The sequence below is a fragment of the Luteolibacter flavescens genome (assembly GCF_025950085.1).
Taxonomy (GTDB): domain Bacteria; phylum Verrucomicrobiota; class Verrucomicrobiia; order Verrucomicrobiales; family Akkermansiaceae; genus Haloferula; species Haloferula flavescens.
In genome coordinates this window covers 40,366-65,087 of the sequence record NZ_JAPDDS010000020.1, presented here as the reverse complement: position 1 = coordinate 65,087, position 24,722 = coordinate 40,366, and the positions used below count along the sequence as shown (strand labels likewise).

11 protein-coding genes are annotated in these 24,722 nt (G+C 65.0%); 9 read left to right on the top strand and 2 right to left on the bottom strand.

What is annotated here, in order from left to right; all coding sequences use genetic code 11:
* Positions 1-26 precede the first annotated feature (26 nt).
* The 9 genes from hrpA to OKA04_RS23045 all read left to right on the top strand — a co-directional run bounded on the left by hrpA (position 27) and on the right by OKA04_RS23045 (position 22,598).
* Positions 27-3,689 carry an ATP-dependent RNA helicase HrpA gene (gene hrpA, locus OKA04_RS23085; RefSeq protein ID WP_264503593.1) on the top strand — a complete coding sequence of 1,221 codons (3,663 nt, stop codon included), beginning with the start codon at positions 27-29 and terminating at the stop codon, positions 3,687-3,689.
* A 273-nt stretch (positions 3,690-3,962) separates the two neighbouring features.
* Positions 3,963-4,286 (top strand): hypothetical protein, encoded by a 324-nt coding sequence (locus OKA04_RS23080; protein ID WP_264503592.1) that lies wholly within the window; start codon positions 3,963-3,965, stop codon positions 4,284-4,286.
* A gap of 326 nt (positions 4,287-4,612) precedes the next feature.
* Entirely contained in the window at positions 4,613-13,489 is an 8,877-nt protein-coding gene (locus OKA04_RS23075; protein ID WP_264503591.1) for a tetratricopeptide repeat protein, read from the top strand.
* On the top strand, positions 13,486-15,111 hold the full coding sequence (locus OKA04_RS23070) for a hypothetical protein (protein ID WP_264503590.1): 1,626 nt from the start codon (positions 13,486-13,488) through the stop codon (positions 15,109-15,111). The genes OKA04_RS23075 and OKA04_RS23070 overlap by 4 nt, the downstream gene beginning before the upstream one ends.
* A gap of 362 nt (positions 15,112-15,473) precedes the next feature.
* Complete coding sequence (locus OKA04_RS23065; RefSeq protein WP_264503589.1) at positions 15,474-16,454, top strand: AAA family ATPase; 981 nt, start codon at positions 15,474-15,476, stop codon at positions 16,452-16,454.
* 297 nt (positions 16,455-16,751) lie between these two features.
* Positions 16,752-17,291: a hypothetical protein gene (locus OKA04_RS23060; RefSeq protein WP_264503588.1), complete on the top strand. Its 540-nt coding sequence runs from the start codon at positions 16,752-16,754 to the stop codon at positions 17,289-17,291.
* Between the two features lie 2 nt (positions 17,292-17,293).
* Entirely contained in the window at positions 17,294-18,190 is an 897-nt protein-coding gene (locus OKA04_RS23055) for a DUF58 domain-containing protein (RefSeq protein ID WP_264503587.1), read from the top strand.
* A gap of 145 nt (positions 18,191-18,335) precedes the next feature.
* The gene (locus OKA04_RS23050; RefSeq protein WP_264503586.1) at positions 18,336-20,084 is read left to right on the top strand and encodes a BatA domain-containing protein; all 1,749 of its coding nucleotides are present in this window, start codon (positions 18,336-18,338) and stop codon (positions 20,082-20,084) included.
* Positions 20,085-20,090: 6 nt separating this feature from the next.
* Positions 20,091-22,598 (top strand): VWA domain-containing protein, encoded by a 2,508-nt coding sequence (locus OKA04_RS23045; RefSeq protein ID WP_264503585.1) that lies wholly within the window; start codon positions 20,091-20,093, stop codon positions 22,596-22,598.
* A gap of 86 nt (positions 22,599-22,684) precedes the next feature.
* Here the strand turns inward: OKA04_RS23045 and OKA04_RS23040 are convergent, their stop codons facing one another.
* Together OKA04_RS23040 and OKA04_RS23035 are read right to left on the bottom strand one after the other, a co-directional pair.
* On the bottom strand, positions 22,685-23,935 hold the full coding sequence (locus OKA04_RS23040) for a tetratricopeptide repeat protein (protein WP_264503584.1): 1,251 nt from the start codon (positions 23,933-23,935) through the stop codon (positions 22,685-22,687).
* Between the two features lie 48 nt (positions 23,936-23,983).
* Positions 23,984-24,652, bottom strand: a complete 669-nt coding sequence (locus tag OKA04_RS23035) for a 3-keto-disaccharide hydrolase (RefSeq protein WP_264503583.1) — start codon at positions 24,650-24,652, stop codon at positions 23,984-23,986.
* Positions 24,653-24,722 lie beyond the last annotated feature (70 nt).

Genomic DNA, 24,722 nt, shown 5'->3' with positions numbered 1-24,722 from the left:
GGCGGCCCCGTCTATGTCCCCGCGCGATGACGGACGCGCTGCCGCCGCTGAATTACCCCGAGAGCTTGCCGGTCGTCGGCATGCGCCGGGAGATCGTGGACGCGATCCGGGAGAATCCGGTGGTCGTGGTAGTCAGCGAGACCGGCTCGGGAAAGACGACCCAGCTTCCGAAAATGGTCGCCGAGGCGCTTGCGGGCACGCGGGGGAAGATCGGCTGCACCCAGCCACGGCGCATCGCGGCAGCCAGCGTCGCGAAGCGGGTGGCGGAGGAATTGAAGGGCCAGCTCGGCGGCTTCATTGGCTACCAAGTGCGCTTCGAGGACAAGACCTCGAAGGAGACGCGCATCAAATTCATGACGGACGGCATCCTGCTCGCCGAGACGCAGGGCGATCCGAATCTCAAGCAGTACGACGCGCTCATCCTGGACGAGGCTCACGAGCGCTCGCTGAACATCGACTTCCTGCTCGGCTATCTGAAGCGCCTGCTGGAGCGGCGGAAGGATCTCAAGATCATCATTTCCTCCGCCACCCTCGATGCGGGTTCCTTCGCCGCATTCTTCGATGGCGCGCCAGTGTTGCAGGCCGAGGGGCGCACCTTCGGCGTGGAGGAGTTCTTCCTGCCGCCGGATGAGGATGAGGAGTTGACCCGCCATGTGCCGCGCGCGGTCGATTGGCTGACCGAGGTCGATCCCATGGGCGACGTGCTCGTCTTCCTGCCCGGCGAGCGCGAGATCCGCGACTGTGCCGATGCGCTCGATGGCCGGCGCTACCGGAATACGGAAGTCCTGCCGCTCTTCGCCCGGCTCGGGCTGGGCGACCAGCAGCGCATCTTCTCCCCGGGCTCGAAGCGCCGCATCATCCTCGCCACGAATGTCGCGGAGACCTCGCTCACCATCCCGCGCATCGTCAGCGTGGTGGACAGCGGTGTGGCGCGCGTCAGCCGCTGGAGCCCGGCGCGCGGCGTGCAGCGCCTGCAGATCGAGGAGGTTTCACAGGCCAGCGCCCGCCAGCGGAAGGGCCGCTGCGGGCGCGTGAGGGAGGGCGTGTGCGTCCGCCTCTACTCGGAGGAGAATCTCGCCGAGCGCGCGGAATTCACCGACCCGGAGATCCGCCGCAGCTCGCTCGCCGGGGTCATCCTCCGGATGAAATCGCTCGGCTTGCCGGATATCGAGGACTTCCCTTTCCTCGATCCTCCGGCACCGAAGGCGATCTCCGAGGGTTATCGTACTTTGCGCGAGGTCGGTGCGCTGGACAAGGACAAGAACCTCACCGAGTCCGGCCGGACGATGGCGCGCATGCCTGTCGATCCGCGCCTGTCGCGCATGCTGCTGGAGGCGCGTCACGAGCATTGTCTCTCGGAGATCCTGCCGGTGGTGGCTCTGCTGGAATCGAGCGATCCCAAAGAGCGCCCGGCCGAGAAGATCAAGCAGGCCGATGCCGCCCACGCGCGGTGGAAGGATGCCGATTCCGACTTCCGCTCGATCCTGCGGCTGTGGCTCGATCTCCAGCGCTTCCGCGAAGGACGCGGCTGGAAGCGGAACCAGCTCCGCAAGTTCTGCGGCGATGCCTTCCTCAGCTACCGCCGCGTCACCGAGTGGGCGAATGTCCACGACGAGCTGAAGGACCTCGTCCACCGCGAGCTGAAGTGGCAACTGAAGCCCGCGCCGGAGAGCGTGGAGAAAGGCGCGTCGTATGAAGCATTCCACCGCTCGCTGCTCGCCGGCGCACCGCGGCAGTTCGGCCTGTGGGATCGCGAGGAGCGTGCCTACCGCAGTGCCTCGGGCGGGCACTTCGCGGTGTTCCCGGGCTCGGGGCTTTTCGGCGGAAAGCGCTGGGACTGGGTGATGGCGATGGAGCTGGTGGAGACCACGCGTCTCTGGGCCCGGCGCATCGCGCGCATCGATCCCGCATGGGTGGAGCAGGTTGCGCCGCACCTGTGCACGAAGCGCTACGGCGACGGCCACTGGGACGAGCAGCACGGCGCGGTCTATGCGAAGGAGACGGTGCTGTGCGGCGGCCTGCCGATCGTCGCCGGGCGGCGTGTCCACTTCGGACGGATCGATCCCGAGGGCGCACGGAAGATTTTCGTCCGTGAGGGCCTCATGCAGGGCGGCGTGAAGGGGAAGTCCCGCGCTGCCGAGCGGCTGGCCGAGTTGAAGGAAGAGATCGAGGGCATCGAGCACAAGCTGCGTCGCCCCGGCGGACTGTGGAGCGAGGAGGCGGTGCTGGAGTTTTTCGAGAGCCGCCTGCCGCAGGGCATGTGCACGGCGAAGGCCTTCCACGACTGGCGCGGCAAGCACGAGGACCAGATCCTCGCGACGCGGCAGGACGTGGTGCTGGAAGATCTCGAAGGGCTCGATCTGGAAGGCTATCCCGACTGGCTGGAGCATGCCGGCCAGGAATACGCGCTCTACTACCGCGCCGCGCCCGGCGAGCGGGATGATGGCGTGACCATGGGAGTCCACATCGACCAGCTCCCGACGCTGCCCGACTGGCTCCCGTCCTGGGGCGTGCCGGGGGCCATGGCGTGGCGTGCCGAGTGGATGATCCGCTCGCTGCCAAAGGACCTGCGCCGCGAGTGCCAACCGGTGGCCGAGGCCGCGAACGGCTTCGCCGACGAGTGGCGGTACCGGGAAAAGGACGGGCCGCTGGAAGTACGGCTCGCGCAGTACTTGACGAAGTTTTCCGGCTACACCGTCGAGCCCCGCAACTTCGACCTGGAGCGCCTGCCGGAGGAACTCGTCACGAAGATCTGGGTCTGCGACGACGAGGAGAACGAGATCGCCTTTGGCAAGGACGTGAAGGCGCTCCGTGCCAAGCTGGGCAAGGTGGTGAAGGAGCGCTTCGAGGCCGCGGCGAATCTCGAGTGGGAGCGCACGGGCATGAAGGCGTGGACGGAGGGCGAGGTGCCGGAGCACATCGAGACCTCTGCCGGGCCTGCATTCCCCGCACTGGTCGATGAAGGCAGCAGCGTCGGCGTGCGCGCTTTTTCCAGGTCGGCGGAGGCCGCCGAGTCTCATCGTGCCGGGCAGGTGCGCCTGCTGATGCTGGCCCAGCCCGACCAGGTCGCGTATCTCAAGAAGAAGTATCCACTCGGCCTGATGGCAAAGGTGGAACTGCCGCGCATGGGCATCACGCTGGAAGAGCTGATGGCCGTGGCAGCGGAAGGTGCGGCGGGAGGAAAGCGCATCGCCACGCCTGCGGAATTCGCCGCGAGGACGAAGGACGCGAAGGGCAGGTGGTATGAAGCCGCCACGGCGATCGGCAAGTCGCTCGATGCCACCTTCGAGGCCATCGGCCCCGTGCGCCAGTGGATCCACGCGAACGCGAAGGACCGCAACCTCTCCGCCGTGGCTTCCGATCTGGAAGAGCAGGTCGCGTGGCTCCTGCGCCCGCGCTTCGTCTGGCGCACCGGCTTTGCCCGCTTGCGTGGCCACGACCGCTACCTGCGCGGCATCCGCTCGCGCATCGGTCGTCTCACCAGCCTCCCGCTGGTAAAGGATCTGGAGAAGATGGAGCGCGTCCGGAAGTTCTGGCAGCCGTGGTTCATCGCATGGACCGCCCGCCCGGACGATCCGGCACTGTGGAAATATGGCTGGCTGTTAGAGGAGTATCGCCTGTCCCTCTTCGCGCCCGACATCGGGACTGAGATGAAGGTCTCCGAGAAGCGCCTGGCTGAGGGATTCTGATCCACTTGGGCGGCTCAGACGGGCGCATTCTGCAACTTTGCGAGGACTTGCTTTAGCTAAGTTAAGTGATTTCGCCCGATTTTCCTCAAGCGGGTGGGAGCTTCCCCCATGTTTGCAAACTTTTCATGATCTTCGGATTTGCGGAATGATCTTGGCGCGGCGATACAAGTCTTCCGCCTAATCGGATCGCAAGTCGCCATGCACCGACCAAGACACGCCCAAATCATCTTCAAGCTGCAGATGGCAGCACTATTGTTAATCATCAGCAGGTTGATGATTCCCACTGCCATCGGCCTCGTCATTTACGGGGTCGTGACGGGAGAACATGACTATTTGAAGATCGCCTTGGCGGTCGGTGTCGGTGCGGTGCTGCTGGCCATTTTCCAATGGATCTTCGCGTCCGGAGGCAAGTGCCCGCTCTGCATGATGCCGGTGCTCGTGAAGAAGGGATGCTCGCGGAACCGGAACGCCAAGTGCGTCGCTGGCAGCTATCGTCTTCCCGTCGCCTATGGCGTCCTGGTGAAGGGGCACTTCCGCTGTCCCTACTGCAACGAGCCTACGATGCTGGAGTTGCGGGAGACGGTCCGCCGCTCGTGAGGCAGGACTTGCCGGTGAAAAATTGATGAAGCGCCGGTGAAGGAAGGGGCGGCCCTTTCTTGAGGCATGAGCTTTCGGTGAGACATGTCGGGAGCTTGTCCCGGTCGCGCCAAGGCGGGCTCGTGGGTAGCGTCGTGATTGGAAAATCAGGCGCTTGTGGAGGATTGTAAATTTTGTGTCACGGAGACGAATCCGGAGACATGGGATGCCGGTTGGTGACGTTTCCCTGTGATGTCGTGGCGGACTCCCGGTGATGACACTATCCGCTACAAAATGTCACAAGGAATTCGAATTGCGTCACGCGTTCGACCGTTCAACCTGCGCCCATGATAAACCGGAAAGTTATTCTCATTCTGGCAGCGTTCGCCTTCCCCCTGAACGCCGGTGAGATTCCGGAGAAGGCGGAGCGATACCGCACGATGCTCCTCAAGAAGCCGGAGAATCCGGTGCTCTTCGGCCGCATGCTCGATGCGTGGCTTGAGGAAAAGGAGCTCGAGGCGCTGAAGCCCGAGCTCGAGGAGCGGGCCAAGGCGGGAGCGGCGGCGGATTGGCGGCTGCTCGCGGTCTATCATGAGCATTCCGGCGACGAGGCCGCAGCGCTCAAGGCGCTGGACGAGGCGGTGAAGCTCGCGCCCGAGGACGCGGCCACGCGGCTGGCCCGTGGCAAGGCGCTCGGGGTGGCGCTGCGCTTCGATGCCGCGCTGGACGACCTGGCCGTGGCGGCGAAGGACAAGACGCTCGGTGTGGAAGCCGGCACCTTGCGCGGGAAGATGCTGGCTCGGGCCGGACGTCCGGGCGAGGCGGTGAAGGCGTGGCAGGAACTCATTGCCGCGAATCCCGCAGACGAGGGGCTGAAGGAAGATCTGGTCGAGCTGGAGATCGGCGAGGGCATGCTGGACGAGGCGGTGACCGCCGCGCGGGAGCTGGCCGAGAAGACCGACGATCCCTACAAGAAGGCGCTGCGCCGCCTGCAGGTGGCGGAGATCCTTGCCCAGGCAGGGAAGAAAGAGGATTCGCTGAAGGAGTATCGCGATGTCTTCGCGGTCTCGGCCGAGGGTTCGTGGCTGGAGCGCGAGGTGCTCGCGCGTGCCGGTGCCCTGTTCTCCCGCGAGGATGACTCGGCGGGCTTGAAGGAATTCCTCGGCGGTCTGCGCGAATCCTATCCACGCCGCGTGGCGGTGAAGAAGGAGGCGGCGAAGTCGCTGCTGGCCTCGGGCGAGCAGGACGAGGCCATCGCGATGTTCCGCGAGGTGCTGAAGGTGCTCCCCGGCGATCGCGAGGTACGCGAGGAATTCATCGGCCTGCTGGAAGGCGCCGAGCGTCCGAAGGAAGCGGCGGACGAGCTGGTGGCCCTGCTCGAGACGGCGAAACAGGACGTGGGCCTGTGGGAAAGGCTGGCCACGCTGCGGAAGACCCTCAAGGACGAGGCCGGCCTGACGGCGGCGCTCGACAAGGCGCTCGCGCTGACGCCGGAGGACGAGGCGGGGCTGGTGGCGCGCGCCCGCCTGCTGGAGCGCTTCGAGAAATTCGACGGCGCGGAGAAGATCCTCCGCGATGCGATGGCGAAGCACGGCAAGGATGGCGAGGCGGGTGAAGCGCTGGCGACCTTCCTGGTGTCCCGCGAGAAGGGCGACGAGGCCGTAGCGCTGTGGAAGGAGATGGCGGCCGGCGCGGACCGCGAGGGACTGATGCGGATCGCGCGTTCGCTTTCCGCCCATGGCAAGTCGAGCGAGGCCTTCGCCATGCTCCAGCCGCGGGTGAAGGATTTCCCGGATGACCCGCTCCTGCTCGCGGCGCTCTGCCAGGCGGCACAACTGAGCGACACGCCGGAGGCCGCGGTGCCGCAGGCGATGGAACTGGTGCGCCAGGCGAAATCTCCGACCGATCTGGACACGGCCCTGAAGCTCGCGAGCGGACTGATCGCCCGGGCGGAGGAGCCGAAGAAGTGGCTGGACCAGCTTTCCGCGAAGCCCGACCTGACGCTCCAGGAGCGTTGCTTGCTTTCCGAGATCCACGAGACGCTGGGCGACAGCATTGCTGCGGAGCAGGTGCTGAAGGACGCGATGGCGGCGGACGATAGCCTGCTGGCGGCGACGCAGCGGGTGCGCCTGCACGAGATCCGCGGGGACATGGATGAGGCGGTCGCCGCGATGCGCGAGATGATGGCGCTGCCCGGCGGGACGAAGACGGCCCACGTGAAGAAGCTCGTCGAGCTGCTGGAGCGCGCGGGAGATTCAGAGAAGGCGCTCGCGGCGACGGACGAGTGGCTGAAGCTCGCGCCCGGCGACAAGCTGGCGTGGACGAAGCGCGCCGAGCTCTACCTCGGCGATGGTCGCCCGGCGGAGGCCGTGGCGGAGTTGCGTCGTGCCCTGGCGAAATTCGGCGGCGAGGAAGAGCTTCGTGAAAAGCTCGCCGAGGCCCAGCGCGAGGCCGGCATGATGGAAGAGGCGTGGCGGAGTTTCACCGCGCTCTATGACGAGGCAGAATCCCCGGCTTCGAAGCTGAAGTGGGCCGCGGGCCTGGCGCGCATGGCAGAGATGGAGGGCAAGGAGGAGGAGCTGATCTCCGACTTCCGCCGCCGCTCGCGGGACAATCCATCGTCGCCGCTTCCGCTGCTGGCGCTCGCGGACATGTATCGCGAGTGGATGCTGACGGAGGAGGAGCTGAAGTGCGTGGAGGAAGCCGCCCGCCGCAAGCCGGATGATTCGCAGCTCAAGTTCCGCATCGCCGACCTGCAGGAAACGGCGGGAAACATGGAAGCCTCGGCGGAGATCCTTCGCGGGATGATGTCGGGAGCGGACGCTCCGGAGGCGCGCCGCCGCCTTTCCGCATTTTGGATCCGCCAGGGCGAGACCGAGCGCGGCCTGCGCGAGTTGGCCGAGGGCGGGAAGTCCACCGACCCGCGTGCGGTGGAGAAGCTGGTGATGCCGCTGGCCCGCGCGAAGGAGTGGGAGGCCGCCGCCACCGTGCTCGCCCGGGAGGTGCTCACATTCCCGGAGGATTGGCGGCTTTCCTACATGCTCGCGGTCGTCTTGCTGGAGGCCGGGAAGATTGACGAGGCGATGGACCGCTTCGCCACCCTGCTGGAGGCGGATGGCGACCTGAAGCACGCACCGCCGGTCCTGGCGAACCGCTATGGGAACCCCTACGGCTATCCCTATGGGCATCCGGGGATGAATCCCACGACGAAGAAGCCGACGGTGACGCGCAAGGCGATGCCGGAGTATCAGGGATATCAGTCGCAGATCATGAGTGCGAAGGACCCGGATCGCTACGGCTACTACGCCGGGATGCAGCCGGGTGAGATCTTCCTGCCCGCGTCGGCAGATGCCATGCGTCGCATGGCACTCGCCCAGCTCATGATCGTGGCGCGTGACAATGAGGAAAAGCGTGCCGCGATCGTCGCGAAGGTTTCATCCAGCCACTTCGAGGATCTGGAGACTTTCAAGAAAGTCTTCTTCCTCAAGCCGGAGGAAATGAAGGAACTCGTGATGAGCGAAAAGGCCTCGGCGGATGACTTCCGCTGGTACTTCCAGACGGCATCCTCGAACAACAGCCAGAACAAGCCGGATCCCGACTTCGCGCGCCTGATGCAGCGCGGCGTGGACCTCATGGAGAAGGATGATCCCGAGTTCGCACTGTGGATGGCGAGCCGCCTGCCGCTCGATGGCGACGAGGGTGCGGGTGAGAAGGGGGCGCGGCAGCGGATCGATCTCTTCAAGACTCTCCCTGCCGAGAAGCAGGAGAGGAATTGCCACCAGCTCCAGACCATTGCCTTCGCCGGGGACAAGGTGCCGAAGGAACTGAAGAAGGAGGCCGAGGATCTCTTCATCGCCCAGATGGAGAAGTCCCCGGACGGCATCACGGGAAACTACCTTTCATTCGAACTGGCGAGCCGCTGGATGAGGGACGGCCAGATCGAGCGCGGCATCGAGTGGCTGAACCGCCTGAATGCGGAGATGAAGAAGGACCCGAAGAAGGCCCAGCTCGCGAGCTCCCGCTATCGCGGGATGTACTCGCCATGGGGCATGGGTTTCCGTGGTGGTGGCCGGGCAAATGCCCAGAGCTACCCGGAGGTGCTCCAGGAGCTTTCCCCGCAATTGAGCAATCTCCTCGGCGGCACCCGCAGCCAGGGCGGCATGGGATTGACGGACACTCACCGGCGCCTGCTCAAGCTGCTGGGAGAGTCCGAGAACGGAATGCCCGGCCAGCCGCAGGTGAAGCCGCTGGACACCGAGGCGCTCGCCGCCTTGACCGGCAAGTTGGACGACCGCATTTCCCGCGTCTGCATCTACGAGCAGGCGGGCAAGTCGAAGGAAGTCGAGCGGGAGGTCGCGGAGATCGAGGCTGCGGCGAGTCCGAGCATCGAGGAGCTGTTGCTCGCCTCGTGCTTCCACGCGAAGAAGTCCCCGGAGAAATCCTACGCGTTGCTTTTGAAGGCACGCGAGGTGCCGGATGCCGGTCTTTGGCGTGACCGGGTGGAGCAGGAGATCGTGACCACCGGCGTGGCACTCGCGAAGGCGAAGACCGAGGGCGTCGATCTGGAGCCCGCGAAACGGGCGGCACTCCGCCTTCGCAAGGGCTCGTCTTACAATCCCGAACTCAAGGGGCAGGTCGCCGCATGGCTGAAGGATCTCGGCCTGGAGGATGAGTCGAAGCGCTACCTGAGCGGACCTGCCAGCGGCTTCGCCAGCCGCGCGATGCGGAACCGCTATGGCAGCGGTTCCCGGATGATGTCGCCCAGTCGCAGGAACGGCGAAGACGTCGCGCGACTCGTGAAGGATGGGAAGCGGGACGCTGCCGCGCGCTTGCTGCTGGGCAGTCTGCGCCAATCCGCCGGAACGCACAATTCGAGCTACGAGCGCGACCGCGTGCTTTCGCAGGCGAAGTCCCTCAAGCTGGACAAGGAACTCATCCTGGTGAGCGCGCCTGCCGAGGGGGCCAGCTATGCCCGTCGCCTGGACCACGCGATGCTGCTGATGTCGCTGGAGAAAAAGGAGGAGGCCGGGCCGCTGCTGCGCAAGCTGGCGGAGGAGAAGCCGGACGACCTGACGGTGAAGACCGCCCTCTACTCCGTGCTGAAGCCGGAGGAGCAGCTCAAGCAAGCAAAGGAACTCGCGAAGGGCGACTTCGACGAGGATGTGATATCGGTGCTCTTTTCCTCATGGGTGGAAGGGAACAGCGCGTCGAAGAGGCTCGATGCGCTGGAAGCGATGGCGGGCTTGCTCGAGAACCTCGAGCCGAGCTTCAAGGCCGAGCGCAATCTCTCGTGGGTGAACTACATGATGGTCCGCATCACCACGGATGATTACATGGACGTCCAGATGACGCCGCTTTTCCGGAAGGCAGGTGAGAGCAACAACTACAACAAGGAGGTGTCCAAGCGCCGGGAGGATCTTTGCAAGAAGATGTTCCGCGCGATGATCCTGCATCCGCAGACCACCGAGCAGGGCTTCGTGATGCTGGCCGGCACCCGCGACGTCCTGGGGGCCGCCGATGAGGAACTGGACGCCGCGGCACTGGGTGCCTTGCGCCTGGTGATCCGCATCGAGCAACCGGAGGCGAACCGCAGGTTCTACGGAAACCGGCGGGACTACATGTGGTCGTGGATCCGGGGCAATGGCTCGTCCTCCGGTGGCGGCGCGCCGCAGGGCTTGATGCCGTCCGCGTGGCTGGCGAAGCGGGCGAAAGAGGGCAAGGTGCTGGAACCCTACGACAAGGAATTCCTCCTCAGCCTCTCGAAGGAGAACGGCGACTGGGCGAAGATCATGGAGACCTGCGAGGAGATCGCGAAGACTCCCGGCGTCGCCAAATTCGACGAGTGGAAGAAGGCGAATGCCGAGCGCCCCATGGATCGCGGCCAGCAGGTGGTGCTGGAGCTGGAGTGGATCTCGCGTGCCGCGGCCGCGGCGAAGAGGGAGGACCTGCGCACGGCGATCGAGGACTTCATGTGTGAAGCGCTGCGGCAGGGCACCTACGACTCGCAGTCCTTCAGCCGGGAACTCTCCCGGACGGTCGAGCAGGCGAAGGACCCACAGGCGCGCAGCGCGGAGCTGCATCGCTTCGCCATCAAGATCCTGGGACCGGAGGAAGCATGGCCGCTCTATGCGGAGATGCAGAAGAGCGGGATCTATCTGCCCGGGCCGAACCAGCGGATCAATGCCTTCCAGAATCTCTTCTCGTCTTTCAATGGCAACCCGGCGACCGCCGTCTGTGCGATGCGCTTCGTCTCGGCCCACGGGCTGGCGAACATGGGATCGCTGAATTGGTACCAGATCCTCGATAGCCCCGGCGGCGGTCTCCCGAAGGCGGAGACCCTGCTGGATTCGGGCTACTTTTCGCCGGGCCCTGACATCGTCGCGAACGCGATCGATGGCAATGGCAAGAGCATGCTCGACTACGGCCTGAACCGTGTGAAGCAGCGCGATGGCTCGCCGAAGCTGGGTGAGGAACTGATGAAAGTGGACGGCCCGGATCGCTTCTGGGCGCGCATCTTCGGCGCGGTGCTGGCGAACAAGCCGCAGACCGCCTACGCCGAGCTGGACCGCCAGGCCTCGGCCATCGGCAAGTGGACGCCGGAGGAGCGTCAGGCGCTGTGGAGCTTCGTCGGCACCTGGCTGCCGGATGCCGCGAAGAACGCCTCCGCCTCCGTGAAGAAGCAGCTAGCCGAGAATCTGAAGGTCGGCGACATCGAGGCGAGGAAGAAGGCCGAGGAGTATCTCAAGGATGGCCTGCCGCCGACTCTCCAGCCGTATTCCTCCGACAGCGGCTTGCAACCTCTGGTCGCACGCCTCGCGGGCAGCGATCCCGAGCTGGCGGCGAAGCTCTGGAACATGTGCCTGGAGCACATGAGTGCGAATGCACGCGGTTGGTCGTCGAGCAGCGGCGGCTACATGACCGCCGCAGAGACCTACGCGCACTCCCAGCTCATGGATTCCATGATCAGCCGCGGGGGCAGCCTGCGCGATCTCCTCGGCTTCCTAGCCGCCTTCGACAAGCAACCGGCGTCGGCAAAGCTGGGCCAGTACGAGAACAACTTCTCCTACTACCTCGACCGTATCTTCCGAGAGGATGCGAAGGTCCGCGAAGCCGAGGTGAAGAAGGTCAAGGTGCCCGCGGGCTTGCCCGCGAATGCCGGCTATTACGCCCTGCTCGCGAAGGAGACTCCAAAGGAACTCCGCGGTATCATGGGCGCGCTGGTGATCTCCCGCATGCGCTATCAGAGCTCGTGGGACTATTCGAACGGTTGGCGCGAGAAGCTGTCCGCATGGACGGATGGCGACCTGAAGAAAGCCGATCCTTCGCTCGCGAATGCCGTCCACCTCGCGGTGATGTCTGCAGCCGGGAATCGCCTGGACGACACGGCGAAGGCCGAGCTGCGCGCCAGCTTCGCCGCTTTCGTCTCGGCACCGGGCATCCCGGCCGACCTGAAATTCGCCACGCTGGCCGGCGTGCTGCACAATCGCCCGGCGGATCACTTCGACGATCCCGCCTGCGCCAAGGCAATGGTGGACTTCCTCTCCACCTTCCTCACCCCGGAGCGTCCCTGGGCCGGCTACGTCTCGGTGCCTGCGCTCAATCGCTTCGCCTCGTGGAAGAGCATCCCGCCGGAGGATGCGAAGAAACTCCTGGCCGCCTTCGAGAAGAGCCGCATCGACTATGCGAATGGCAGCGGCGACGAGGACAAGGCACGGGGGGCGATCTCCTCGCTGAATCTTTCCCTCGCCCTGCGGGCCGGTGACGCGGAGAGCATCGCGCGGGCGGTCCGGTCGGGCTCCGGCATGCGCGGGCGGCTCGATCTGATGATGAAGCTCTGGCAGGGAGGTCTCGGCGACTCCGCCAAGCTCCTGATCGCGCGGCCGGGCGAGTTCCACCAAGGACTGCGGGCGGTCGTGCTCGGTGGAAATCAGGAAGACGGGGATGCGCTGCCCGCTTTCTCAAAGGAGATCGAGGCCGCGTTGAAGGGTTGGGTGGCGGTGATCGAGGACCCCACACAGAGGTTCCGCATGGAGTGCCTGGTCTCCTGTCTGCCGGATGCGAAGGACGACGCCGCGCCATCGGTGAAGCGCGCGGATCGTCTTGCCGCGCTGGCCAAGCGCTTCGCCGCGGAGGCTCCGAAGTCACGGGCATCGCGCATGGAAGCGCTCGCCGCGCTCTCGGTGGAGGCTGCCGCCTCGCAGGGTCTGCTGGAGGAGCTGGAGACCCTCACGAAGGGCGTGGACATGGGATCGCTGGTCCTCGCGGTATCGAGTTCGAATTACAATGGCACTCCCGTCGATCGCGAGGAGCAGGCGGTTCAGGAGGCCTTGTTGAAGCAGTTGACGTATTGCCAGCTCGCGGAAACCGGAGACCCCGCCGGCCTCGCCCGGCAGGTGGAGTCGATCCAGCTCATCGCCGACGGGAACAACGAGTATTATGCGACCCAGCAGATGGATCGCTTCTTCGACCCGCTGGCCGCGATGCTCGTCCTCCGCATCCACGAGCTCGATGGCGAGAAGAAGAAGGCGGGCGCGGCCCAAGCGCTGAAGATCTGCGAGCACCTGCTGGCATTCAACCGCCGGGAAATGCAGCGCGACGTGATCCCGCTCGGCATCATGTCTCAGGTCGCGGCAGGGGATGGCTCGGCCTTTGATCGCTGGCTGGAGGGCCTGCCCGAGGACTCGCGGAAGCGCTATGACGAGGTCCGCAAGCAGTACTCGCTGGCGCAGTCATTCCCCATGCTCCATGAGCCGACCTTCAGCGAGGCGGCATATGAGAAGCCGCGCCGTGAATTGCTCGCCGCGATGCTGTCCGACGACGCGACGCTGAAGCGCGAGATCAAGCACCCGACCGATCTCTCCGCCCTGCTGGACTCAAAGGCCTTCACCCGCGAGGACATCTTCGCTGCGGTGGACGGCCTGCCCGCGGAGCACCCGATGAAGGCGAAATTCCTCACGGAGAAAGCCGGGATCATTGGCTGGCGCACCGACGAGAAGGAGAATGCCATCAAGGGCTTCGATGCCGCCGACGCCGCGGCAAAGGCGAGCGGGGACGCGAAGTCCATCGCCTACGCCCGCGCCTACCGCGCGAAGTGGACCGACGACCGCGAGAAGAAACCGGCGGAGGCCGCCGCGATCGCGAAGGAGATCAAGCTCGACGATCTCGACGAAAAAGAGCGCAAGTGGATGCAGGATCTGATCAACAAGGCAGCGGAAAAGAAATGAACACCTCCCTCCTTTCATTCCTCGATGCCGTCCGGCGGCGTCTTGACCGCGGTATCGCATCGCGCATCGGCGCCCGGTGCCTGCTTGCCGCTGCCGGCACCTGCCTCGTCTGGGCGGTGGCATGGCGGGCATTCGGCTATGCGGCCCCGCGCGTCGGCTATGCCGTCGCGCTCGGCCTGGCGCTGCTTGTCTTCGTGATCGCACTGATCGCTTCCCGGAGGAATTCCACGGATGCCGCGCTGGCTGCGGACGAGACCTTCGGCCTGAAGGACGGCCTGCTTTCCTGGCTCGGCTTCCGGTCAAAGGGCGGGGATGGCGAGGTCTATCAGCTCCAGGAAAGGATGCTGGCCGCGAGGGTCTCTTCGCTGGACCCTGCGGGCGTCCCGCTGGTGCATCCGAAGCGCTCCTACGGCATCGGCGTGCTGCTGGCGGTCATCGCCGCGGTGCTGGCATTCCTCCCGCACAGCCAGGCCGTGCGCGACCGCATCGCCAGCGAGGAGCTGACGGCGATGCGCAGCGCCGAGGTGAAGAAGCAGGTCGAGGAAGCCGTGGAGGAGCTGATCAAGGACCTCGGCGAGGAAGAGCGGAAGGTGCTCGACCCCGCGAAGCTGCGCGAACTGGCGAAGCAGCTCGCCGAGACCAAGGACCAGCGCGAGGCGGAGAAGCAGATCGCGAAATTCGAGCAGGAACTCGCGAAGGCGATGCAGGGCCTGGAGGCGCGGCAGGATGAGGCGGTGATCAAGCTTTCCGCCGAGGAGCTTGCGAAGTCATCGCTCGCGGATGCCCGCCAGCTCGGCAAGCAGCTCGACGCGAAGGATTTCGAAAAGGCGAAGCAGGAACTCGGCGAGATGAAGCCCGAAGGAAAGGAGAAGATGACGCCGGAGGAGCTGGAGCAGCTCAAGAAGAACGCTGCGAAGGCCAAGGAAATGGCCAAGCGCATGGCGGACGGCGCGCGCCAGCGGAACTTCGGCAAGAAGATGAAGCCGGGCGACAAGATGGACGGCGAGCAGATGCAGGCGAACCCGGGCAACCAGCAGCCGCTGCAGGAAATGCTCGATGAGATGGATGCCGATGCCCGTCAGCTCGGCGCGAAGCTGGAGCAGGGTGAATTTGACCCCGACGCCGAGGCGATGGCCATGAAGCTGGGCGAGAAGATGGACAAGCTCGGTGACCGCCTCGGCCAACTCGGCGCGCGGCAGAAGGCAAAGGACAAGCTCGGCAAGCTGCGTGCCGGCATGAGCGAGGCGAGGCAATTCGCGCAAGGCCAGAGCCAGACGCTCGGCCTCGGCCGGTCCATGGCGCAGGGCCAGCAGCCCGGCGGCAAGCAAGCGGGCAGGGGCAGCGTGGAAAGCCGTCGCGACGGGCGCGATGAACTCAAGGACAACAACAACCGCGCCGAGATCAAGGGCAACCCGAACGGCGAGGGCCCGTCTTCCAATACCGTCGAGTCCGCCGAGAGCGGCACCGGCATCGCCGGTCGTGCCGGAGTGGCGAAGCAGCGCGATTTCCGCCGCCAGATGGAGTCGCTCGTCCGTCGCGACGACATCCCGGAAGAGCTGAAGCTCGGCGTCCGCGAATACTTCGAACGAGTCCACGAAACCGGCGATGCGCCTGCGGAATGAGAGCCGCCATTGAGACAACTTTCTCCTCCGGATTCCCCATGGCCTCTCTCCTCCCCGCGATCGACTTGCATGTCTCCACGTGTGACCCGTCTCCCGGTCGCGTGGTGACCCAGGATGGTAGCCGTGGGCTTCAGCCCACGGAGACGCGGCGCAGGCAACCGTGTCGCATCGCGACACTGGAACCCGACGGGCGGCGTGGCGATCATCCTCTGATCCACAGGCCCGGAATCCTCTGTCGCGAGGCGACAGCGAACGCACGAACTCCTGTCCGTGGGCTGAAGTCCACGGCTACCATCCTTGACCGCTACACGGTCGTTTGATCCGCCATCTTCTATCTCCGATCTCCCATCCACGATCTTCCCATGCCCGCCACGCTCGAAACCGATACCGCCCAATTCGCCGAAACCTTCAGCCGCATCCGCGATGAGGTCGGCAAGTTCATCGTCGGCCAGAAAGACATCGTCGAGAATGTCCTCACCGCCATCTGCTGCGGCGGCCACGTGCTGCTCGAGGGCGTGCCCGGCCTCGGCAAGACCGCGCTGGTCAACACCCTCGCCAAGGCGCTGGACCTGAAATTCGGCCGCATCCAGTTCACGCCCGACCTGCTGCCCAGCGACGTCGTCGGCACCCAGGTGCTTGCGGAGCGCGATGGTCGCCGCGAGCTGATCTTCCAGCCCGGCCCCGTCTTCTGCAATATCCTGCTCGCCGACGAGATCAACCGCGCCACGCCGAAGACGCAGAGCGCGCTGCTGGAGACCATGCAGGAAAAGCGCGTCACCGTCGCCGGCGTCAGCCACCCGCTGCAGCTCCCGTTCTTCGTGCTCGCCACGCAGAATCCCATCGAGAACGACGGCACCTATCCGCTGCCCGAGGCGCAGCTCGACCGCTTCTTCTTCAAGCTGAATGTCACCCTGCCCGACCACGATGAATTCGCGGAGATCCTGAATCGCACCGGCGGCAACAGCGCCCCGGAGATCAAGCCCGTGGCCCACGGCGAGGACATCATCCGCATGGGCCAGACCCTGCGCGAGATCCCGGTGGCAAAGGACGTGCAGGACCACCTCATCAAGGTGGTGCGAAATACCCACCCCGAGAACGACAAGTCGCCGGAGAAGGTGAAGAAGTACGTCCGCCACGGTGCCAGCCCGCGCGCCGCCCAGGCCATGCTCTCCGCCGCGCGCGTGCGTGCGCTGTTGGATGGCCGCTTCCACGTTGCCCGCGAGGATGTCGATGCCGTCGCCCCGCCCGCCCTCTGCCACCGCATGATCCTTTCCTTCGAAGGCGAAGCCGAAGGCATCAAGCCCGTCGATCTTGTGCGCTCGGCAATCCGGGGGGCCTACTGAAGTTGGGTAACAACGAAAGGGGCGAAATTGACGAAAGTTGAAAGGCATGGAAGCAGACGATGTCCCACGTCACGAGCGTCCTGTTCTTGTTTCGTGCCCGAAGTGCGGCTCACCGATTTCCGGCCACAAACTGCAAGCTCATCTCCAGAAGCGATGTCCAAAGGTTGTGGGAGATGGCCCCAAGAAGGCGAGGCGCAAAGGTAAGAAAGCCAAAGTCGTCAATTCTCGTCTGTGCAGGCACTGCGGGCTATTGCCTTCGGTTCCAGGAGAAGACACCTGCTACGGATGTAGTTCTAAGTGAAGCTCCTCACGATTGCCATTCACGCCCTCCTCAATATTCTCAACGACGTTATGAATCTCCTTCGATTCGCTTTACTTGCGCTCACCTCGTTGGCTCTCCTTTCCTCCTGTGCTTCCAGCAGTCGTCCTACGTCAGCTGCAGCGGTCCCGACCGCCGCAACGATAACGGTCACGTGCAAACGAAGCGATCACCTAGGTTTCCGAGAGGAGATTGAGCATCTTTTGGTTAACCGCGGATACAACGTGGTCTCTGACGACGTTGCCCGGCGATCAGTGGTCACAGAGTTTGGGGTGTCTCATCAGCCGAGCCGCACGACCGGCCGGATCGAGTCATTTAGCGAAAAGCAGTTGAGGTCGGTTTATGCGTTGAGCTTCACCTATACCACCTACCTCGACGGGCAGATGAAAACGTTACAGGGATCAGTCGTCGATCTGAACTCCGGCAGAGTGGTTCGATCTATTAAGGTAGATCGATTCGGATGGGCATTCTTTAACGGCTACGACTCCTATTTGGAAGATTTCGTCAATCAATTGTAGCCATGCCCGAACCCCTCGAATCCCTTCCTCCCGGCGAGCTGACCGGCGCGGCGTTCATCCGTCGCTTGGAGACCTTGTTCCTTCTCGTCCGTCGCGTGCTGGGCGGGTCGATGCAGGCGGACCGCAAGAGCACGCGCAAGGGCACGGGCATCACCTTCGCGGACTACGCCGAGTATCGCCATGGCGATGACTACCGGGCCATCGACTGGCGAGTGTATGCGCGCTTCGACGAGCTGGTCATCAAGCTTTTCGAACTGGAGGAAGATGCGACCGTCTATCTCCTGCTGGATATGAGCCGCTCGATGCAGACGAAGACGGCGATGGCTCGCAAGCTCGCCGCGGCACTCGGCTACATCGGGCTGAATTGCCAGGACCGCGTGGCCTGTTACGGCATGGCGGACGAATTGCGGCCGCTCCTTGAGGCGTCGCGCGGCCGTGGCAAGGTGCTCCCTTTCCTCCGCTCGTTGGAAAGCGCGACCTGCTTCGGCAAGGACACCGACTTCAACACCTGCGTGAAGACGCTCCAGGCGAGGCACCGGAAGAAGGGACTCGTGGTCGTGGTATCGGATTTCCTTTTCCCGGGTGGATTTGAGGAAGGCCTCAAGCGGCTCTCCGGTCTCGGCCATGACGTGCATGCGATCCAGGTGCTGTCCGAGGAGGACCTGAAGTGCGATCGCAAGGGCGATCTGGAGTTGGAGTGCGTGGAGTCCGGCAAGCGCCGCAAGGTGACCGTGACCGCCCGCGAGCTCGATGCTTACGCCGCCGCCGTGGCGGAGTGGAATGAGAAGTTGCGCGTCGAGTGCGCGCGCCGCGGCATCGGCTTCACCCGCACGCTCGACAGCGAGGCCTTCGACGAGGTGATCCGCGCCATCCTACAGAGAGGAGGGCTCGCTGCGTGAGGAGCCTTTCATGCATCTTAGTAGCGGAAGGACTGCGTCCCTTCCGGCAGGGCAAGGCGCGCATGATGCCGCCGCTCACGATGCTCCGGCGACGCCTTCTCCAACTGGAACGACGTCGTCATTCCGCCACGAAGCTTGATCGGCCATGAACTTCACCTCCCCCAGCTTCCTGTGGATGCTCGCGGCGCTCGCGCCACTCGCCGCGGCGTATTTCCTGAAGGTCCGCCCGCGCCGCTTCCCGGTGAATGCACTCTTCCTCTGGGAAAAGATCTTCCAGGAGAAGAAGGCATCATCGCTCTTCCAGCGCCTGCGTGATCTCTTCTCGCTGCTGCTGCTCGCGCTCGCACTCGGGGCCATCGCCTTCGCCGCGGCGGGGCCGCGTCCGGCATCGCAGGACAAGCGTGACCTGCTCATCGTCATCGACACCTCGCCCTCCATGCGGGCGAAGACGGGAGCCGATGGCAGTGGCAAGGACGGTCTGGAAGACGCGAAGGACCGCGCCCGCGACATCATCCGCGCGCTCAATGGCACCCGCCGTGCCGCGCTGGCCACCGCCTCGGGCGAGCTCGATTTCCTCAGTCACGCCAGCGATTCGCCGAAGGATCTCACCGACGCCATCTCGCGCCTGCAGGTGGCCGACGTGCCCGTGGGGCCGCAGACCGTGGCCGCGCTGAACTCCTGCGCGAAGGGCGCGGGCAGTGCCGGGCGCGTGCTGCTCATCACCGATGGGAATCCCGGATGGGAAGGCCTTGATCCCGGCGTGGAAATCATGCGCCTCACCCCGTCCGCGCCCAATGCCGGCTTCATCGCCGCGGATCTGGACCGCAAGCCCGGCACCACGCGCGGTGCCGTGTTCTTCTACCGTATCGCCTCCTCGGTGAAGCAGGAGACGAGCGCGGAGCTGGAGCTGCGCCACGATGAGATGGGCCTCGCCCGCCTTGTCCCGGTGACTCTCAAGCCCGGCGAGGAGACCAGCGACACGCTGGATATCGACGATGCCACGCCGGGCCGGTGGACCGCCGAATTGAAGTTCCCCGATGCGCTTGCGACGGACAATGTGGTTGCCCTCGGTCTCGCCGAGCCGAAGCCCGTCACCGTAAAGGTCGTCGGCCCGCAGCCGCTTTTCTTCCAGCGCTGCGTCGAGTCATTCGCGCAGACCGGCGGCATGCTTTCCCTCGTGGACGAGGGGGCGGATGTCACCATCTCCCAGGGGAGCCCGACCACGGATCCGCGGCAGGTGATTTTCGCGCCGACCGGCGAGTCGCCCTTCTGGACCGGCGGGGCAGGGGAAATCGAGGTGCTCGCCGCGGAGTCGAAAATCCCCGGCCATCCGGTGACAAAGCATCTGGATCTCGAAGCGATGCGTTTCGAGGGCGCGCGCGATCTCACGCCCGTCGCCGGTGCCTTGATCCTCGCCGCATCCGAGACCGGGAAGCCGCTCATCTGGAAGGCCCGCGTGGAAGGCCGCGATGCTCTCGTGGTGAATCTCGATCCGTCGAAGGGCGAGTTCTTCTTCTCGCCGGTCTTTCCCGCGCTGGTCCATGGCGCGGCCATCGATCTCAGCGGCCGTGGCCCTGCGCTGCGCTCGGCGCACCCCACTGGCTCGCGGGTGAATGCCGGCGGCCCGGTCACGAAGCCGGACGGTGGCTCCATCCCGGACGGTGATTTCACCGTGTCGAAATTCGGCCACTACCTCGCGACCACGCAGGCCGGGCCACGCTGGTTCGGCGGCGCGCTCTTCGAGCGCTCGGAGACCGTGCTGGACGGCAGCGGCCCTGCCGACAGCGGTGCCTCGGTCGAGCGCGGCTATCCCATCTCCTTCTGGCTGCTGCTGCTGGCCATCGCGATGCTCGTCATCGAATTCCTCCTCTATCATCGCCGCAAGGCCGGCTGACCCTGCATGGAACTGCTCACCTGGATGCCCCTCCTCGGCCTGGCGATTGCCGTGCCGCTGTTCTTCCTCGTTTACCGGCGCTCGCTGGTGGACCGCCCGCCGGCCATGAAGCTGGCGGCGACGCTCTGTCGTTTCATCGCGCTGCTCCTGCTGCTGCTCGCGCTGTGCCGCCCGTTCTTCACGCGCAAGAGCGATGACGTCCATGTCGCGTTCCTGTTAGATGGATCCGAGTCCGTCGATCCCGGCGAGATGCGGCGAGGCATCGCGGAGATCAGGAAGTCCGTCGAGGGTCTCAGGCCCGGCGATACCTGGTCGCTCTTCCTCTTCGCACGGGAGCTGCGGCGCAGCGATTTCGAGCAGGCGGAGAAATTCATCGCCGAGTGCGAGGCAGGCCGTGGCGATGCCGCATTCCGCTCGTCCACGGATCTTGCGGGTGCCTTGGCCGGGGCTCGCTTCGACCTCCCGGCGAATCGCGGGCGGCGCATCGTGGTGCTTTCGGACGGTCTGTTAGAAGGGCCGGTGGCAGAGGCGGCGGAACGTCTTTCCACGGAGAAGACCGACCTGCGCTTCGTGAAGCTCGGCTCGCTCGACAAGCCAGAGGCCGCGGTTACCTCCATCGAGGCGGGCACCCCGCTCGCCTTCGAGGGGGAGATGGTGCGCTTCACCGTGAAGGTCGCGTCGAACCGCGACATGAATGCGAAGCTGCGCCTCATCCACCGCGGCGTCGCCGTGGCGGAGCAGTCCATCAAGCTCACCGCGAAGGAAGAGACCGCCTGTCATGCCGAGGTCCGCATGGTCACCTCCGGCGATACCGTGTGGGATGCGGAGTTGGTCCCGGACGATGACTGGTTCCCCGCGAACAACCACCTCTCGATGACACTGCCGGTGCGTGGGAAGCCGCGCATCCTCGTGATCCACGAGAAGCCCGCGCAGATGCGGCCCTTCGAGCGCCTGATGCGCGAGCAGGACGTGACGCTGGAGACGCGTGGCGCGCGCGGCTTGCCGGATTCCTTCGAGGAGATCCTGGCATTCGATGCCATCGTGCTGGCCGACGTGCCCGCGACCGCGATCTCGCCGAAGCAGATGGCCTCGCTGAAGCGCTACGTCACCGACTTCGGCGGCGGTCTCATCATGACCGGCTCGGAAAATACCTTCGGCATCGGCGGCTATTTCAAGACGCCGGTGGAAGAGGTGCTGCCCCTCGTCTCGCGCTTCGAGAAGGACAAGGAGAAGCCTTCGCTCGCGATGGTGCTGGTGATCGACAAGTCCGGTTCGATGTCCGGTCCGCCGCTGGAGCTAGCTCGCCAGGCGGCACGCAGCGCGGCGGAGCTTCTGGGGAATCAGGACCAGATCGCGGTCATCGCCTTCGACGATCAGCCGCAGCTCGTGCTCGACCTCACCTCCGCGGCCAACCGCGCACAGGTCGCCGCGGCCATCGACTCGATTGCTGAGGGTGGCGGCACGAACATGCAGCCGGGCATTGTGCAGGCGCGCGATATCTTGCGCGGCGCGAGCGCGAAGCTGAAGCACGTGATCGGCCTCACCGACGGCCAGTTCGATCCGATGAACATCGTCGAGCTGTGCCGCGAGATGTCCGACTCCGGTATGACCGTATCCACCGTGGCGATGGGTCAGGGCGCGGCGGGTGACCTGCTTTCGCAGATGGCGGAGGCCGGGCGCGGGCGTTTCTATCAGACGGATGCGCCCGAGAATGTCCCGCAGATTTTCACCCGCGAGACGATGCAGGCCTCGCGCTCCGCGATCAAAGAAGACCTCTACGAGCCGGCGGGCGTGACCGAGCATCCCATCATGGCTGGCTTTGAAAGCGCGGCTTTTCCTCCGGTGCTCGGCTACGTGATGGCCCGGCCAAAGCCGACCGCGCAGGTGCTACTCGCGGTCGAGTCCGGCGATCCGCTGCTGGCGGTGGGGCGCTTCGGTCTTGGCACCGGCATCGCCTTCACCGGCGACCTCACCGAGCGCTGGGGCAGTGAGTGGCTGGCCTGGCAGGGCTGCGGGAAATTCTGGGCGCAGGTCTTCCGTGGCGCGCTGCGGAAGGAGGAGTCGGTGGGCATCGAGACGGCCTCGCACCGCGAGCGCGGGCGCTGGGACATCGACGTCCGCGCCACCGATGACGCCGGGCGTGCACTCTCCGCGGTGCCGTGGACCGGTCACGCGCTGGATGACACCGGCAAGGAATTCCCCGTCAGCATCGAGGAAAGCGGCATCGGTCGCTACCGGGTCCGCGTCGATCCCGGCGATGCGCCGCGGCTGACGCTACGCCTTCACGATCCCGAGCGAGGCAAGGTGAAGACGCTCCGCTGGGAGCGCGGCTATCCGGCGGAGTATCGCCTGTCCGGTCAGCCCGATCCCACCCTGGCGAAGGTGGAGAGCTTTGTCTCCGCCGCTCCGCGCGATGGCATTCCGGTGGTGCGCATCCGCACGAGCGCCCTGCCGTGGGCCGGGCTTGCGGCCATCGTCTTCATGATCGCCGGGATCGTCCTCCGCCGGGTGTAGCTGAGGAGTGTCGGCCTCCGGTCGACACGGCGTGGACGGAACGTCCACGCTCCTCATTCCAAACCATCTACTGCGGACGTAGTAGATCAGTCGATTGCTTGAACCTTCTTCCGGTAGTCCTCAAGCAGCCCGCTCTTTGGAAGCTCAGTCTCCATCAGCGAGAATACCGCCTTGGGAACCCCCGGGTCATCCATGTCCATGGTTTCGTCCAGCACGTAGGCGTAGGTCTGCTCGGAGTCGAAGGTGTTCTTGAAGTAGCTGCCGAGCTGCGCGATTTCCGCAGGCTTGCTGGAGCAGACCATGGTCAGCAGGCAACCGGTCATGTCCTTGTTGAGCAGCAGGCCCTGCTTCGCGTGTTCGATCGCCGACTTCTCGTTGCCCTCCATGTAGTGGCACCACGCGATGTAGTCGTGGGCTGTGGCATCCCATCCCGCGAGCTTCCCGTAGCTGTTGAATGCGGTGATCGCCTCGAATTCCCGGTGGAGATACATCAGCGCCATCCCGCGCAGGAACTCCGCCCAGGGTGAGCCCGGTGAAGCGGCGGCGAATTCCTTGATCGCCTTCAGCGCATCAGCGGGCTTGCCCTCCATGAGCAGGCGCTCGGCCTTCAGCTTGTAGGCAAAGGCCTTCAGCTCGTCGGGAGGATTTGCGGCGATCAAGGCGTCGGCCTCATCGCCGACGGCGGCAGCTACGACAAAGGTGCTCTCGCTGCCTGCCTGGCTGATCTTTGCCATAAGGTCCAGCAAGGGCTGCCGCCACGATAGCTCCGCCGGAGCCACCAGGCCGAGCAGCAGCGTGGAGGCGCGATAGCCGAGCGTCATGTCCTCGCAATCGACGAGTTGTGTGCGTCCTTCATGCGAGCGATACCAGAAGCGCATCACCGTGTCGCGCGACCCGTCTTCCTGGCGAGTGCGATAAATGCTCACCTGCAGCCCGGACGTCGTCACGCTGGTCATGTAGGGCTGCCACGATTCGCCGATGCGTTTTTCAAGATAGGAGGCGAGCAGGTCGGAGTGCTCGTCGATCGCCGCTTTCGCGCGTGACTTCGCCTCCGCGTCGGGCTCGCCGAGATAGCCGCGGCTCACAAGTTCATCGACCAGCGCCCCGGTGGACCAGAGCCGCAGCAGCTTCTCGCGATCGCCATCCTTGGCCGCGGCTGCGACCTCTTCGTGGATGTTCGCACTCTTGTCGTTGACCTCCTCGTCAGCGGTTGTGGTTTCGGTCGCGGCAGTTTCCGGGGTTGCGACCGGTGGTCCGGGCTGGGTGGAGCTTTCTTTGCGACAAGAGACAGCGCCGAGGACAAGCGGCACGGCGATGAGGGAGGACAAGCAACGCATGCGGCACCTGATATCTCACCGCATGCGTCCCGGCGAGATCTTCGTGACTTATCTCACGGGCTCGAGTTCCACCTTGCGGAATTCCACCTCGGTCCCCTCGGCCTGCAGGGCGATCTTCCCCTTGCTCGCGGTTGCCTTGTTGCCCGCATTCACTTCGGTGCCATTGACCTCCACGGTCACGGTGTCGCCCTTGCAGGTGATCACCATCGTGTTCCACTCGCCGAGAGGCTTCTCGGAGTCGTCGGTCAGGTTCTTGATGTTGCGCGCGTCGTCCGGGCCTCCGCCGAATTTCTGTCCCTCCTTGTGAGGGCGGCGCTTCTCCATGTCCGGCACCTCGATGTTCTCGCCGATGCACCAGAAGTCTCCCGCGTTGCCGGACTGCATCTGCACCTCGATGGACTGCGGAAACATGCCGTAGAGTGCCCGCGGCTTCGAGGCATGGACGAGCACGCCGCAGTTCCCTCCCTTGTCCGGGAAGCGATACTCCACGGTCAGCCGGTAGTTGGCGTACTCCTGCTCCGTGACCAGATGGCCGAGCGGCTTGCCGAGGGAGACGAGATTACCATCGCGGACGATGAAGCTCGGGGCGATGTCCGGCTTCTTGTCCGCCTCCGGGACATCCGCCTTCCAGCAGGTGAGGTCCTTGCCATTGAAGAGGGCGACCGGTTCGGCGAGGGCGGTCACGGCGAGAAGCGGGAGCAGGATGATGGGTTTCATGGGTAGCTCCTCCTACGGAAATCACCGTAGCGGCATTTCTCCGGAAAAAGTGTTTCAAACCGAAAAAACA

Bases quoted from the DNA above. Each gene is read 5' to 3' on its own strand.
- hrpA (WP_264503593.1), top strand. From the start codon at position 27: ATGACGGACGCGCTGCCGCCGCTGAATTACCCCGAGAGCTTGCCGGTC.
- OKA04_RS23080 (WP_264503592.1), top strand. From the start codon at position 3,963: ATGATTCCCACTGCCATCGGCCTCGTCATTTACGGGGTCGTGACGGGA.
- OKA04_RS23075 (WP_264503591.1), top strand. From the start codon at position 4,613: ATGATAAACCGGAAAGTTATTCTCATTCTGGCAGCGTTCGCCTTCCCC.
- OKA04_RS23070 (WP_264503590.1), top strand. From the start codon at position 13,486: ATGAACACCTCCCTCCTTTCATTCCTCGATGCCGTCCGGCGGCGTCTT.
- OKA04_RS23065 (WP_264503589.1), top strand. From the start codon at position 15,474: ATGCCCGCCACGCTCGAAACCGATACCGCCCAATTCGCCGAAACCTTC.
- OKA04_RS23055 (WP_264503587.1), top strand. From the start codon at position 17,294: ATGCCCGAACCCCTCGAATCCCTTCCTCCCGGCGAGCTGACCGGCGCG.
- OKA04_RS23050 (WP_264503586.1), top strand. From the start codon at position 18,336: ATGAACTTCACCTCCCCCAGCTTCCTGTGGATGCTCGCGGCGCTCGCG.
- OKA04_RS23045 (WP_264503585.1), top strand. From the start codon at position 20,091: ATGGAACTGCTCACCTGGATGCCCCTCCTCGGCCTGGCGATTGCCGTG.
- OKA04_RS23040 (WP_264503584.1), bottom strand. From the start codon at position 23,935: ATGCGTTGCTTGTCCTCCCTCATCGCCGTGCCGCTTGTCCTCGGCGCT.
- OKA04_RS23035 (WP_264503583.1), bottom strand. From the start codon at position 24,652: ATGAAACCCATCATCCTGCTCCCGCTTCTCGCCGTGACCGCCCTCGCC.